Raw genomic sequence first — 13,598 nt, forward strand, 5'->3', positions numbered from 1 at the left:
TCCCGCTTGCACCGACCGCCCCGCAGCAGCCACGGCGCGCACAGGTGGCGTGCCGTGGCGTCCGTCACGCTTCGATCAGACCTTGATGTCCATGGGCTCCACCTTGGCCGCCGGCAGCAGGCGCTGGGTGAAGTACTTGTCCTGGAAATACTTGATCTTGTCGCACAGCACCGGGTGCGGGATGCCTTCGTAGAAGAAGATCTCCTTGTCGAAGCCGATCGCCTTCAGCTCCTGCGGCAGCATCAGCGCGCGGCGCTCCTCGGATTCGCTGCGGCTGAATTCGCGGCCCCGGGTGAAGCTGTCCTTCTTGACCGTGGTGTAGCCGAGCATCTCGGAGTAGTCGTTCGCGTCCTGCTGTTCGCGCGGCGCATACACGATCTGCATCGCGTGGTTGGTGATCATCGTGCGCGACAGGTCCTTGCCGTAGGTCGCGTCCAGCTGCGACATGCTCTGGATGATCGGCAGCAGGCGGATGTTGTAGCCGGCCATGTAGGACACGGCGGTCGCGATGATGTCGACCTTGCCGATGGCGGTGAACTCGTCCATCAGCAGCAGGCACTGGTGCTTCAGCTCCTTGTTGTTCTGCGGCAGCTCCTTGGTGTTGAGGTTGATGAGCTGGCTGAAGAACAGGTTGATGATCAGGCGGCTTTCGGCCAGCTTGTTCGGCTGGATGCCGATGTAGATGGTCATCTTCTTCTTGCGCACGTCGGTGAGCAGGAAGTCGTCGGCGCTGGTCACCGCGTCGAGGATCGGGTTGATGAAGCCGTTCAGCGGCTCCTTGAACGTGCCGAGGATCGAGGCGAAGGTCTCGTCCGCCTGCGACAGCATGCCCGCGAACGCGGTCTTCGCGTGGCTGCTCAGGAACGGGCGCTGCGACAGGTCCTTGAGGAAGGGCTTGAGCTCGCTCTGCCCATCGCCCGAGGACAGGCGGTACACCGCGCCCAGCGACGGCGGCCTGGAGAACGGGAAGCCGATCTTCTGGTCGTCCTCGTATTTCTCGAACAGGTACAGCGTGAAGGCCATGAACGCGTTGCGCGCCTGGCTGACCCAGAACTTCTGGTCCTCGGCACCGTCGGGGTAGAGCATCGCCGCGATGCTCATCAGATCCGACACGCGGAACGCCGGGTCGCTGGACACATAGGTCAGCGGGTTCCAGCGATGGCTGCGACGGTCCTCGGCGAACGGGTTGAACAGGTAGATCTCGTGTCCCTGGCTCTGGCGCCAGCCGCTGGTCAGGTCGAAGTTCTCCTGCTTGATGTCCAGGACCACCATCGATTCCTGGTAGTCGAGCAGGTTGGGGATCACGATCCCCACGCCCTTGCCCGAGCGGGTCGGCGCGGCGAGGATCACGAACTGCTGGCCGCCCAGGCGCAGCAGCTTGCCGCCGAACTTGCCGACCACGATGCCGTTGGCCTGGGTCTTGAAGAAGCCTTTCTCGGACAGGTCGCCGCCGGTCGCGAACCGGGCGTCGCCGTGCAGCGACTTGGCCTTGGGCTTCAGGGCCAGGACCAGCAGCGCCAGCCATGTCACGAGTGGAATGCCGAAGCCGAACGCGCCGCTCGACTTGATCTTCTTCACATAGGGCGCGACCTGCGGGACGTCGATCACCTTCCAGTAGCCCAGCCAGGTGTCCCAGGCCAGCGGCGGCGGTTGCGGCAGCTTCAGCCGCATCAGCAGGATGTAACCCGAGAGGTACAACCCGGCGACGAGGGCGGCCAGGAGCAGCACGCCGAGGAAGATCAGTTTGGCTTTGGTGTTCTGTTGGCTCACGTTGCGGCGTCCTGCAGTGAACGGGCGGCCCGGACGCGCATCCCGGACGGACGCGCGTGGATGGGCCTGCGAAGGGAAGGGCGAGGGCGGCAAGCCCTGCCGTCGATGCGGCGTCGGGCATCGTACCGGAGTGTTGCGACAAGGTCTCCGGGTATGCGTGCCCCGGGGCATGCCTCAGGAAGACAGCCTGCATGGTTGAAAGGGGCATGGGCCGACGCAGCGAATGGTTTCGGATGAAACTTCGCCACGGTCTGTCCCTGCATGCACGCCTCCGGATCGATGGCTTCGATCCTAGAGCCTGTTCTCTACCTTTTCGAGACATCCTGCACGTCCTGGATCTGCATGTGCGACCAGCGAAAGCGGGTTACCATGCGCAGCCGCATCGTCGAACGGCCTCCACGGTTTCGTTCTGCGACGGAATGCGCGCTTTGGGGTATCATCAGCGCGCCCTTTTCGTTGACATGCAAAGCGGCCCTGTGGATATTGACTCGGGCAATAGGGAGGACAGGGGATGGCCCACATTGCTGGCATTGGAGGCGCGACGAAGGCCGTCGCCCAATACGGGAGGGCAGTGCATTGTTGCCCGGCATGGAATTGATGGGCTGCCAGGGACTGGCCGTACCGTCCGAAGTGATGCATCACGTGGTGCGGGTCGAGTCCTCCTACAACCGATACGCCATCGGCGTGGTCGGCGGCCGGCTCGTACGACAGCCCAGGAATCTTCCCGAAGCCCTTGCGACCGTCCGCATGCTGGAGGGGCGCGGCTTCAACTTCTCGATCGGCCTCGCGCAGGTCAATCGCTACAACCTCGACAAGTACGGACTCGACTCCTATGAGGAGGCCTTCGAGCCCTGCGCCAACCTGCGCGCGGGGTCGAAGATTCTCGCCGAGTGCTATCACCGCGCCGGCCGCGACTGGGGCAAGTCCTTCAGCTGCTACTACTCCGGCAACTTCTCCACCGGCTTCCGCCACGGCTACGTCCAGAAGATCTATGCCTCGCTTCGGCAGGGCAGGGAGACGAACGAGTCCACCGGGGCCGCGCCGATCGACGTCGTTTCGCGCGAGTCGCGACGCAGTGTCCCGGTGGACCGCCACCCCCTGTACAGCCGCGCCGATCCCGATCAGGCCCGTCCTGATCAGGTCGATACCGCCGCCACGCAGGCGATCCTCCCGGCATCTCCGCTTTTGCCTTCCCCTGTCGCAGCCCCGTCACCGCGACCGCGCTGGGCCGCCCGCATCGTGTCGGATTCCTCGCGCGTCGAGCCCGTCGGCACCGCGGCCGCCCCTTCCATCGAACAGGTGATGGAGGCCGCTGCGCGTCAGCCTGAGCCGACCGTCGTGGCGATGCCATCCGACCCGGCCGCCGACTTCCCGGGGCGCGCGGTCGTGAAGCCTGCATTCGCGGACGCCACGCGCGCGATCCCGACCGGTGTCGCCGCGCTAGCGCCTGCTGCAGGTCCGGCTTCCGGCCCGGCCGTCGTGCCGGCGACTGGCGCCCGACCTGCGCCCGTGTCTCAGATGCCGACACAGGACAGGGCCATGATCCTCAATGCACCGGCCCAGGATCGCGCCTTCGTGTTCTAGCCTAGCCCCTCAGGATTTTCCAACCCCCGAGCCGGCCCGGGCCGGCAACCCAAGCCCCAGGTTCCACCCCACCAACACCCCCAAGGAGAAACCCCGTGAAGAGCTTCAACCACGACACCAAGCGTCACCTGTCCGCCGCGATGACGGCCCTCGTTTTCGTCGCCGCCCTGGCCCTGCCGAATCTCGCGTTCGCCGGCTTCGCCGATGAAGGCGGCAAGGCGTGCGGCTTCATGCAGAACATCACCGGCATCCTGAACATCATCTCGCTCGCCGTGGTGACGGTCGCCATCATCTTCGCCGGCTACCAGATCGCCTTCGCCCACAAGCGCATCTCGGACGTCGCTCCGATCCTGATCGGCGGCCTGCTGATCGGCGCTGCCGGCCAGATCGCCAAGATGCTGCTCGGCGACAGCGCCGACGCCGGCTGCACCGGTGAAGGCGACATCTTCGCCATCGTGAACACCGTCCTGCCGCTGTATGCATAAGAACGTCCTGTTCCGCGGCTGCACCCGCCCGGCGATGTTCATGGGCGTGCCCTACGTACCGTTCTTCGTCGGTGCGGGCGGGTCGCTGCTGCTCGCGATGTACTTCGGACTGCAGTTCCTGCTGCTGATTCCGATCGTCATCTTCGCGATGCGGCAGATGGCGCGGCGGGACGAGATGATCTTCCGCCTGCTCGGTCTCAACCTGCAGTTCCGGCTGAAGGCGAAGAACCAGCAGGCACACGGTGGCATGTGGGTGTTCAGCCCGCACAACCACCGCAGCACGCAGCCCGGCGCAGCGCGCCGTCTTTCGGGGCCGTTCTACATTTCCGGTCGCATGACCGGGCCGGCGAATCCGAAGGCGGGCATGTCCCGGGCGAGGTGAACCGCTTGCGGCGTCGCATGACGCCGCAGGTCGTCCCGGCGCGACGACCCGGCCTCGTTACCGAGGTCGGGTCGTGCCGTCGCACATGATGTGATCGGGCTGCCATGCTTCGTCGGCAACCCGCTGTTTCCCCATCCGATGCCGATCACGGGCATTGGCCGCTCGCTCCGCAGCACCGACCGCACAAGACCGCATGTTCACGTCCGATACGCCGATCAGCGAATTCATCCCGTTCTCCTCGCACGTCTCGCCCACGGTTATCAAGACCCGGGACGGCGACTACCTGCTGTCCTGGCATCTCGAAGGGCTTCCTTTCGTCGGTCGCGAAGAGTGGGAGATCGAACACCGGCACAACACGTTCAATCGCCTGCTGCAGACCCTGCGCGCGCCCGATTTCGTCAACGTCGCGTTCTGGGTGCACGACATCCGCCGCCGTCGCCGGATCAACGTCAAGAGCCAGTTCCGCCACCGCTTCAACCAGGAGATGTCGGACGCCTACTACGGCGCGCTCTCCTCGCAGAAGATCATGCAGAACGACCTGTACATGACGATGATCTACCGACCGGTCGTGGGCGGTAAGCGTTTCGTCGAGAAAAGCACCGACCACGCCAAACTCAAGGCGGAGGAGGAGCAGGCCATCACCAAGCTGATGGAGCTCGCCGGCAACGTCGAAGCGGTCATCAAGGATTACTCGCCCTATCGCCTGGGCATGTACGAAGGCGCCAACGGCGTCGTCTTCTCGGAAACCCTCGAATTCCTCGGTTACGTGCTGAACCGCATCGAAGAGCCGGTGCCGGTGCTGCATGCGCCCATCTACAACTACCTGCCGGTGAGCCGGCACATGTTCTCCGCCAAGAGCGGCGACTTCGTGGTGACCACGCCCAACGGCGTCAATCACTACGGCGCGATCCTCAACGTCAAGGAATACTGCGACGCCACGTACCCGGGCATCCTCAACGGCCTGAAGTACATGGACTTCGAGTACGTCATCACCCATTCGTTCAGCCCCATGGGGCGTCAGGACGCGCTCAAGGTGCTCGACCGCACCAAAGGCATGATGATCTCCTCGGGCGACAAGGCCGTCAGCCAGATCGTCGAACTCGACTACGCCATGGACCAGCTGTCGTCCGGCAACTTCATCCTCGGCGAGTACCACTTCATCATCGCGATCTACGCCGACAGCCAGGATCTCCTCAGCCAGCGCGTCGCGTCCACGCGAGCCGAGCTGTCCAACGGCGGGTTCGTCTCGTCGAAGGAGGATCTCGCGATCTCCTCGTCGTTCTACTCGCAGCTTCCGACCAACTGGAAGTTCCGCACCCGGATCGCCAACGTCAGCTCGCTGAACTTCCTCGGCCTCTCGCCGCTGCACAACTTCGCCTCCGGCAAGCGCGAGAACAATCCCTGGGGGCAGTGCGTCACGACCCTGCAGACGACCAACGGCCAGCCCTACTACTTCAATTTCCACGCCACGCACCCGGCCGAGAATTCGCTCGGCGAGAAGGCGATCGCCAACACCATGGTCATCGGCAAGTCCGGTACCGGCAAGACGGCGTTGATCAACTTCCTGCTCAGCCAGGTGCAGAAGTACGAGCCCTGTCCGACGATCTTCTTCTTCGACAAGGATCGCGGCGCCGAGATCTTCGTCCGTGCCTGCGGCGGCAACTATCTCGCTCTCGAGAATGGCCAGCCGACCGGCTTCAATCCCTTCCAGTGCGAGCGCAACGAGGCGAACGTGCAGTTCCTCGCGGACCTCGTCAAGGTGCTGGCGGGCAAGAAGGAATACACCTCCCGCGACGAGGAAGACATCTTTCGCGCGGTCGAGAACATGCTCGACACGCCGAAGCACCTGCGCAGCATGACCAACTTCCAGAAGAGCCTGCCCAACATGGGCGACGACGGGCTTTTCGCGCGCATGCGCAAGTGGACGACTGCAGGCTCGCTGGGCTGGGTGTTCGACAACCCGCAGGACACCATCGACCTGCAGAAGGCCAACATCATCGGTTTCGACTACACCGACGTCATCGACAACCCCGAAGTGCGCGTGCCGGTGATCAACTACCTGCTGCACCGTCTTGAGGAACTGATCGACGGCCGTCCGCTGATCTACGTCATGGACGAATTCTGGAAGATCCTCGACGGCGAAGGCGGCCTGAAGGAATTCGCCAAGAACAAGCAGAAGACCATCCGAAAGCAGAACGGCCTCGGCATCTTCGCGACCCAGAGCCCGGAGGACGCGCTCAAGAGTTCGATTTCCGCGGCACTGATTGAGCAGACCGCGACCATGATCCTGCTGCCCAACCCGAACGCCAACCGCGACGACTACGTGGAGGGTCTCAAGCTGACCGAAGCCGAGTACCAGGTCGTCAAGAGCCTGGACGAACGCTCGCGCTGCTTCCTGGTGAAGCAGGGTCACGCGTCCAGCGTCTGCCAGCTCAACCTGCGCGGCATGGACGACTCGCTCGCGGTGATCTCGGCCTCGACCGACAACATCGAAATACTGCACCAGGTCCTGGCCCGCACCGCCGAGCGGAAGGGCGTTTCCGAGGGCGCGCTGCATCCCGATGACTGGCTCGACGACTTCTACGAAAACCGCAAGGGCTCGGGCAAACGCCCCGGCCAGTCGTCCGGAGGCGGCCGTCAGGCGGTCGGCGCTTGACTCCTGTCCTGAATCGCGCTTTAACCCGTTTCTAGCATCAAGGGAACGGCCCGCAAGGCCGTCCCATCCCCCACCCAAGACACTCGCTCTGACTGGACCGCACTGGAGGTGCCCCGTGAAGACTGAACACAAGACCCGCCCGTCCTTCCGCAAGACCCCGCTCATGGCAGGCCTCGTCCTCGCCTGCGGCCTGTTCACCGGCAATTCCAGCGCCCAGTGGGTCGTCACCGATCCCGGCCACACCGCCGGCACGCTCGCCGACATGGCCCAGAGCTGGGGCGAATTCATGGAACAGTACAGCCGCTGGCAGCGACAGCTGTCCGAGTTCCAGGATGCGCTGACCCAAGTGACCAGCATCGTGCAGAACCCGAGTCTCATGCTTTCGAATTTCGACACCAGCCTCAGGACAATCGACATAGACCATGGTGCCGAAATGCAATGCCCTGCTCCTCAGGGCAGTGGATTCTCCTTTGACAATCCCGCCAGTCTCTTCGCTTCGTTGGTGCCAAGCGCGAACGATGATGCTGTCCAGAAGCAATGGGTGCTGTGCAATCAGATCGTGCGTTTGAAGAACAGGAAGTACAACGATGTCGTGAATTTCGCGAAGTCTGCAGAGGCCCGCAGCACTGAGGTTGGAAACATCATGTCGCAAGTGGGTGGCCCTGGTGGCAACAAGACTGAAGGCGCTCATAGGGCGAGCATGCTTCGTGCGACGATGCTCATGAATCAGCAGATCACTGAGATGAATTACGCTCAGGCTAAGATGGCTGCATACGATTCCGCGGTTGATCGTTTACAGCGTGAGTCGAATGGTTATGCAATTCAGATGTTGAATGGTAAAAAAGGCCTGATGGGCCAGGCTGTTTCTCTCGCAGCCTTGAAGGGTGCGCTTGAGATTGCAGATTGACTTCGTTTGCCGTGGCGGCTGATGGTCATGCCAGCATTCTCGTTGAATGGATCGTTTTGAGTAGGTAGGGGCGCAATGGATTATCAAATACTAAATGTTGTTGGTCATGTCTCGGCATCCGGCTTGGACATGTTGCTCAATCCATTGGCCCAGTCGTGGGCTGAAGCTGGCTATTTCACGCTGATCTACGACTTTCTCCACGATCAGATAAACGATTTCCGTGATGAAGTGCTGGGGCGTGCCTCAGCTCTCATCGGCGGCATCGCCTTGATTGTCATGATGTGCTGGGTGTTCTTCCAGGGCCTCCGAATGGTCACTGGGCAAAGTCGAGATTCGATGATGGCCTTGGTGATGAATTCGCTCAAGGCGACACTCATCATTGCTGCCGCTACATCGATGGGCGTCGCTGGGTCGGAAGTCAACGAAGTCCTTACCGAAGGTCTTCAGGCGACGATTACCGAATTGGTCACGGGCGAAGATGACACTTCCCCTAAAGAGCAGATCGATGAGAATCTGCTTTACATGCATCTTGCGATGACAAGCATCGATGCTGTGCAGATCGTCAATAACGATCAGATTCTCAACGACAAGAAGCAGCAGGCGTTGATGCTTGCTGGTGTCGGTACGGCTGGTCCGGCGATGACTGGAGCGGCCATGTTGTTGTTATATGAGGTCGCCATGGCCATGTTTATCGGCTTTGGACCTATCTTCATATTGTGTCTTTTGTTTGATTCGACGAAGTCGCTTTTCCAGCGATGGCTGCTTTATGGGATCGGAACCCTGTTTTCCATGGCAGTGCTTTCGGCCATGGTCGCTATTGCCACCAAGGTTGTTGTAGCCGTGGCCGGTGCGTTCTGGGCCACTGCTGCTGCAGGTAGCTTGCTTGGTTTGAATTTCAATGATGGCTTTATGGGCATTGCTGTCCAGCAGGGCGGAATTGGCATCCTGCTTACTGTTCTCCTAATCAGCACTCCACCTATGGCTGCCAGCTTTTTCCAGGGCACCCTCGGTAGCTTCGCCCATTACACCGCGTGGCAGGGGGGCGGCAATGTTGGTCAGCGCCCAGGTGAGGCTGGATATCGCGGACAGAGTGCGCAAGCGCCTGCACCTAATCCCTCCAGTGGCAGTTACTCTGGTGGTTGGGGCGGGGCGTCGCAGCAGGCTTCAGCTCCCCCTGCGCCCAACTATAACAACCCTGCCACCAATCCTAACTACGGTACACAGCAAGTTCAGGCTGATGTTGTAAAAACAGCTTCTAATCGCCCTAGGACAGAGTGAGCAACAGCATGAAGTTCACGAACTTGCTCGTTTTAAGTTTTATGCTCTTGGCCTTTGCGAAGACGGCTTTAGCTGAGGGGGGGACATGTCCCCCCGGATACTATCCTGTTAATTCCCCAGGAGTTATGGGATGTGCACCGATGCCTGGTGGATCAGGCCTGCCTCCGGATACTGGCCCTTCTTGGATGACTACGTGGGGTGCCATCGCTGCCGATGGAGATAAGCAGGTTGTTGCTTCCTCCTACAATCAGGGTAGCAAGAGGAAAGCAGAATCTTCAGCCATCAAGGAGTGTCGAGCCAAGGGTGGGTCGAAGAAGTGCAAGGCTTGGGTTTCCTTTTACAATCAATGCGGAGCCATGGCGGCAGGTGACTCTCAGGCTGTGGCCTTCCGTGCCCCGACAGTTGACGAGGCTAGTCGCGGTGCAGTCAGAGATTGTGCATCTCGGACCACAAACTGCAAATTGATTCAGACTGTGTGCAGCTACCCAGCGCGCGTGCAGTGAGAGAGAGAAGCAAAGTCTTCTTATTGGGCTTTGATTTCAAATGCGGGACGTGGTGTTCCTTATGTAGGTTCTCTTTGGTGATCAGTTGGGGCGCTATATCAGTCGATGGTCCTATGCGCGTGATTGGTGCATCCCATAGCCAGCGCAGCAAGCGCAAGACCAATGCCGCAGCGATAGCGGATTGTATTGCCTGAGGCGGTGCCAAGAAGAACTGTAAGGTCTTGATTTTCTTTTATAATCAGTGTGATGCCATCGTCGGTGGTGATATCGAAGCTATTCCCCACAGTGCAGGCATAGCCGGACAGGCCGGCAAGCTTGCACTTCAGCCTTGTTCGAGCATGACTTCCAGTTGCAAGGTTCTTTAAACAGCCTGCATTTATTCAATGAGGGTTGGCTGATCCGGAATTGTCGAAGCGGATCAGGGAGTGCAGTGGCCTATGTCACAAACTGGAGTTATAAGTAGTCCTTGTGTGCGATGGTCATGAGGCCCTATCTTTTTCTTGCCGCAGCATTTGCATTCCTCGCAAGCGAAGTGCTTGCGCAGCAGGTTGTGGGTGACTACGTCTACACCTGCCCCGCAGGCCTGCCTTGGAACGATCCGCGTTGCATTCGTGAACCCGTAGACCGCGGTGATGCCGGTCAGGCAGGGCAGACTGATTCAGGCCATGTGCCCGTAGGGCCTGTTGCCAGAAACACTGCCCACTGGGTGCTTGCAATGGGCGTTGGCCCTAACGGCAAATCGACATACGCGCTTGGCGCAGATCCGTTGTCAGCAAAAGCGGCGGAAAGTGTCGTGTATCGGCGCTGTGAATCTGCGGGCGTCAGGAATTGTCGCGTCGTCCACCAGTACAACTCGGGTGTTCTGGCGATCGCGCAGACACCGGATGGCGGTTTTATCCACGGCGTCTATCCGTACCCTCAGCTGACTTCAGAGATGAAGCAGGCGAAGAAAGCCAGGAAAACTGCGGGTGATGCCGTGCTGTCGGCCTGTTCCAAGCAAGCGGGCGGACGCTGCAAGCTGCTGCAGGTCCTGCCCAGCAACGATTGGCTGGGTTACGACGAATGATTCAGGTATCGGCATGACCGAACCGGCTCCATCCATGGCGTCGAAGGCAACGCTCAGTTCGCACGCCATGGCTGTTTCTCCCGGTACTGCCGGGAAGATCTTCGCGTTCAATCGGTGATTGCTGGTGATTGCTGGTGATTGCTGGTGATTGCATCATGCCGCATGATGCAGTGATGAAACCATTTGTCCGTGCGCCGTATTCATCCATTCACTTTGTTGTCGCGAGTTTTCTGTTCCTTTATGCCGGGACTGCACTCGCACAGGCTTATCCCTGCCCGCAAGGTCCCGGCGCGGGGCAGCAACAGGTAGGCACGGCGGGGGGATCGAATGGCGTCGCCTCCGTTCCGATGTGCGTGGACACCGGGGCGGGCAGTGCGGGTTATTCGGCCAGTCAGAGTGGTCCTGCCCCTATTCACGCCGCGCACTGGGTGTTGGCCATCGGCACCCGAAGCGATGGCCGTGCGGCCTACATGCTCGCGGCTGATGCAGTCTTTGCAGAGGATGCGGAGGCGCGGGTCTTTCGTCGTTGCGAGGCCGCTGCTATCCGCGACTGCCGGGTCGTGCGCAAATTCGATCGTGGGCTCTTTGCACTTGCTGAGGCGGCAGACGGAGGCTTCGTCCATGCCATCTATCCCTATCCGCAGTTCACGTCCGAGATACGCCAGGCGAAGAAGGCGTTGAAGGAAGCAGAGAAGGCGATTGCGGAGGCCTGTGTCCAGCAGACAGGAGCGGGATGCACTGTGAAGGAAGTCAGGCCGAGCAACGAGTGGACGGGTTACGACGAGTAAGTGGTCCGTGGCGTCATGTCCGGGTACTGACTTGATACTCGGAGGCATAAAAAAGCCCGGATTGCTCCGGGCTTTTTCCGATCTGGTGGGCGGTGCAGGGTTCGAACCTGCGACCCTTGCCGTGTGAAGGCAATGCTCTACCGCTGAGCTAACCGCCCGATGTCGCGGGCGGCCATTGTACGGAGGACGCGGCGGGGAGGCAAGCGGTCCGGATAAGGCTTGGCTGCCAGGCCCCGGCTCACTCGATTTCTGATCGGGCGTAGGCGGCGTCGAGGGCTTCCATCGCGTCGAGGGGCTTGCACACGGCGGCTTTCTCGTAAGCGGCGGCGGCATCGTCCTCTTTCTTGTCGCCGTGCAGAAGCATCAGCACGTTTCCGTATTCGACCAGGGCAATCGGGGAGGCCGGCGTCAGCTTCAGGGCTTCCTTGATGTGCTTCTCGGCATCGGCAGCCTTCGCGCCGTAGGTCAGTCCACCGATCATCGCGCCGATCTTGGAGATGATCTCTGCGTGGTACAGGGCCATGGCGGTGTGCGCCTCGGCGTGCTTCGGGGCCAGTTCGAGCGCGGTCTGCAACGAGGCGCGGACCTTGCCGGCGATGCCTTCCTTCAGCGCCTTGGTGATCGATAGCCCCTGGCTGTAGCGGCCGAGGGCGAAGGCGTGGCGATAGTGGCTGTTGGCCTCGTCCGGCAGCGCCTTGATCGCGGCCTCGGCGAGCTTGGCGGCCTGTTCGAAGCGCTTGAGTTTTTCTGCGTCGGCATCGACGAGGTAGGTGGCATGGATGCCGAGCGCCTTGATCGCGACCGATGCGCCGATGGGGCCGAGGGCTTCACCAGCCTCGAAGGCGGCCTTGAAGTCGCCGTGGTGGAAGCTGCGCCAGGCATCCTGCAGCGCTTCCGCGAGTGCATCCGCATCCAGCCCCTTGGGAGCGGCCTTTCCGGCGGCCTTGATCAGTGAGGCTGCGCGCTTGGCGTCCGGGAACGGTTCGCAGTCTCCCGCGTGCAACTTGGGCCAGGCTTTCTTGAGGGCATCGCCGGTGTAGGCAAAGGCCTTTGCATCATGCGGGAAAGGGGCCCAGGCGGATTTGGCCATCGTTCGTATCCTCCAGAATGTGCGCTGAGCATCCCGCGAGACGGCCTGGCAGGCAAGCCCCGAATCGCAGCTTCTTGCGTCTGCGGAAGGCTGGGCAACGTAGTGTGTTTGCTCTGACCATACGATGCAGTCTGTTGTCATCCCGAGCCGGGTTTTCCGGCGCCCCACGCAACGGAGTCCATCCATGGCACGCAAGACCTCCCCCCGCATCACCCCGACCGCGACGCCTCGTCACTTGTGGCTGGCTGGCTTGGGATTCGTCTCCATCGCCAGCCGTCGCACGGTGGCCGGAGTCGGCACCATCGCCGATCGTGCCGCGCGTGCGCGGCAGGATGCGCTCACCGCTGTGCGTCAGGTCGGTTCGCAGGCGACATCGGCCACGATCGCCGTGCGCGATCGCCTGGAGACCACCGCAGACCGTGTGAATGCAGCGCTCGAGCAGGCGATCTCGCCGCTGGTCGCCAAGCTGAAGCCCGCAGGCAAGGCCAAGCGCACCGCGCGCCGTGGACGCAAGCCGACGGCCAAGACCGCGCGTCGTGCCGCACCGAAGGCGAAAGTGGCGCGTCGTACGCGCCGTGCCTGATTCGCATCTCGCAGGCACATGACGAAGAAAGGGCGCCGATGGCGCCCTTTCGCTTTCGTGCGCTATCCCGCGAACTCAGTCAGGCTTGTTGCCGGTGCTGTTCGCCGTCGGGGCTTTCACCGGGATGAGCATGCCGCGGCAGGTGTAGTACTCGACTTCGCAGGTCCAGGCATCGCCACCGTAGGCGAGGCAATCCTGATACTGCTGGTAGCAGTACCAGTGCGGCGAAGCGTTCGCCTTGCCGCTGGGCAGCGCGAAAAGCGCAGCGATGGAGATGACGAGTGCGCCGGTCTTCAGCATTGTGTTCATGAACATGTCCTTGTCGTGTGGATTCCCCTGTACAAGCGAGCGTCCAATAAGCCATCGGCATGCACAATCGCCTCTGAGTACGAGCAGGGATGGGCGGCGTGGATTTCATGACAAGCGGCAGACATCGCGTGACATGGGAGGACGACCCCGGATCCCGAGTATCTGGCTGAGAGCGAACAGGTGATGACCTGCGGTCG

At 61.4% G+C, this 13,598-nt stretch carries 12 protein-coding genes, 1 tRNA gene and 1 pseudogene; 10 read left to right on the forward strand and 4 right to left on the reverse strand.

Features of this window, described 5'->3' with window-relative positions:
• Window positions 1-75: 75 nt before the first annotated feature.
• Entirely contained in the window at window positions 76-1,743 is a 1,668-nt protein-coding gene (locus tag ACFQ0E_RS14470; RefSeq protein WP_386825398.1) for a type IV secretory system conjugative DNA transfer family protein, read from the reverse strand.
• Window positions 1,744-2,358: 615 nt separating this feature from the next.
• Here ACFQ0E_RS14470 and ACFQ0E_RS14475 point away from each other — a divergent pair.
• The 9 genes and pseudogenes from ACFQ0E_RS14475 to ACFQ0E_RS14515 all read left to right on the forward strand — a co-directional run bounded on the left by ACFQ0E_RS14475 (window position 2,359) and on the right by ACFQ0E_RS14515 (window position 11,419).
• Window positions 2,359-3,354 (forward strand): transglycosylase SLT domain-containing protein, encoded by a 996-nt coding sequence (locus ACFQ0E_RS14475; RefSeq protein WP_386824986.1) that lies wholly within the window; start codon window positions 2,359-2,361, stop codon window positions 3,352-3,354.
• A 95-nt stretch (window positions 3,355-3,449) separates the two neighbouring features.
• Window positions 3,450-3,839 (forward strand): TrbC/VirB2 family protein, encoded by a 390-nt coding sequence (locus tag ACFQ0E_RS14480; RefSeq protein WP_386824988.1) that lies wholly within the window; start codon window positions 3,450-3,452, stop codon window positions 3,837-3,839.
• A pseudogene (locus ACFQ0E_RS14485) lies at window positions 3,832-4,140 on the forward strand (type IV secretion system protein VirB3); the annotation flags it as partial. The gene ACFQ0E_RS14480 and the pseudogene ACFQ0E_RS14485, both read left to right, overlap by 8 nt.
• A gap of 274 nt (window positions 4,141-4,414) precedes the next feature.
• Complete coding sequence (locus tag ACFQ0E_RS14490; RefSeq protein WP_386824990.1) at window positions 4,415-6,877, forward strand: VirB4 family type IV secretion/conjugal transfer ATPase; 2,463 nt, start codon at window positions 4,415-4,417, stop codon at window positions 6,875-6,877.
• 115 nt (window positions 6,878-6,992) lie between these two features.
• Window positions 6,993-7,784 (forward strand): hypothetical protein, encoded by a 792-nt coding sequence (locus tag ACFQ0E_RS14495; protein WP_386824991.1) that lies wholly within the window; start codon window positions 6,993-6,995, stop codon window positions 7,782-7,784.
• A 75-nt stretch (window positions 7,785-7,859) separates the two neighbouring features.
• Entirely contained in the window at window positions 7,860-9,062 is a 1,203-nt protein-coding gene (locus tag ACFQ0E_RS14500) for a type IV secretion system protein (protein ID WP_386824993.1), read from the forward strand.
• A 185-nt stretch (window positions 9,063-9,247) separates the two neighbouring features.
• Window positions 9,248-9,565, forward strand: a complete 318-nt coding sequence (locus ACFQ0E_RS14505; RefSeq protein WP_386825400.1) for a DUF4189 domain-containing protein — start codon at window positions 9,248-9,250, stop codon at window positions 9,563-9,565.
• A 481-nt stretch (window positions 9,566-10,046) separates the two neighbouring features.
• Complete coding sequence (locus ACFQ0E_RS14510; protein ID WP_386824995.1) at window positions 10,047-10,631, forward strand: DUF4189 domain-containing protein; 585 nt, start codon at window positions 10,047-10,049, stop codon at window positions 10,629-10,631.
• Window positions 10,632-10,786: 155 nt separating this feature from the next.
• Window positions 10,787-11,419 (forward strand): DUF4189 domain-containing protein, encoded by a 633-nt coding sequence (locus ACFQ0E_RS14515; protein ID WP_386824997.1) that lies wholly within the window; start codon window positions 10,787-10,789, stop codon window positions 11,417-11,419.
• 83 nt (window positions 11,420-11,502) lie between these two features.
• Here the strand turns inward: ACFQ0E_RS14515 and ACFQ0E_RS14520 are convergent.
• Window positions 11,503-11,577: transfer RNA gene (locus tag ACFQ0E_RS14520), tRNA-Val, on the reverse strand.
• An 80-nt stretch (window positions 11,578-11,657) separates the two neighbouring features.
• A complete protein-coding gene (locus ACFQ0E_RS14525) occupies window positions 11,658-12,650 on the reverse strand; it encodes a hypothetical protein (protein WP_386824999.1) in 993 nt (330 codons plus the stop codon).
• Window positions 12,651-12,693: 43 nt separating this feature from the next.
• Between ACFQ0E_RS14525 and ACFQ0E_RS14530 the strand changes: the two genes are divergently transcribed.
• A complete protein-coding gene (locus ACFQ0E_RS14530; protein WP_386825001.1) occupies window positions 12,694-13,092 on the forward strand; it encodes a hypothetical protein in 399 nt (132 codons plus the stop codon).
• A gap of 75 nt (window positions 13,093-13,167) precedes the next feature.
• On the opposite strand, the gene ACFQ0E_RS14535 is transcribed toward ACFQ0E_RS14530, so the two are convergent.
• On the reverse strand, window positions 13,168-13,401 hold the full coding sequence (locus tag ACFQ0E_RS14535; RefSeq protein WP_386825002.1) for a hypothetical protein: 234 nt from the start codon (window positions 13,399-13,401) through the stop codon (window positions 13,168-13,170).
• Window positions 13,402-13,598 lie beyond the last annotated feature (197 nt).

The organism is Lysobacter brunescens, assembly GCF_042677005.1.
Taxonomy (GTDB): Bacteria; Pseudomonadota; Gammaproteobacteria; order Xanthomonadales; family Xanthomonadaceae; genus Lysobacter_I; species Lysobacter_I brunescens.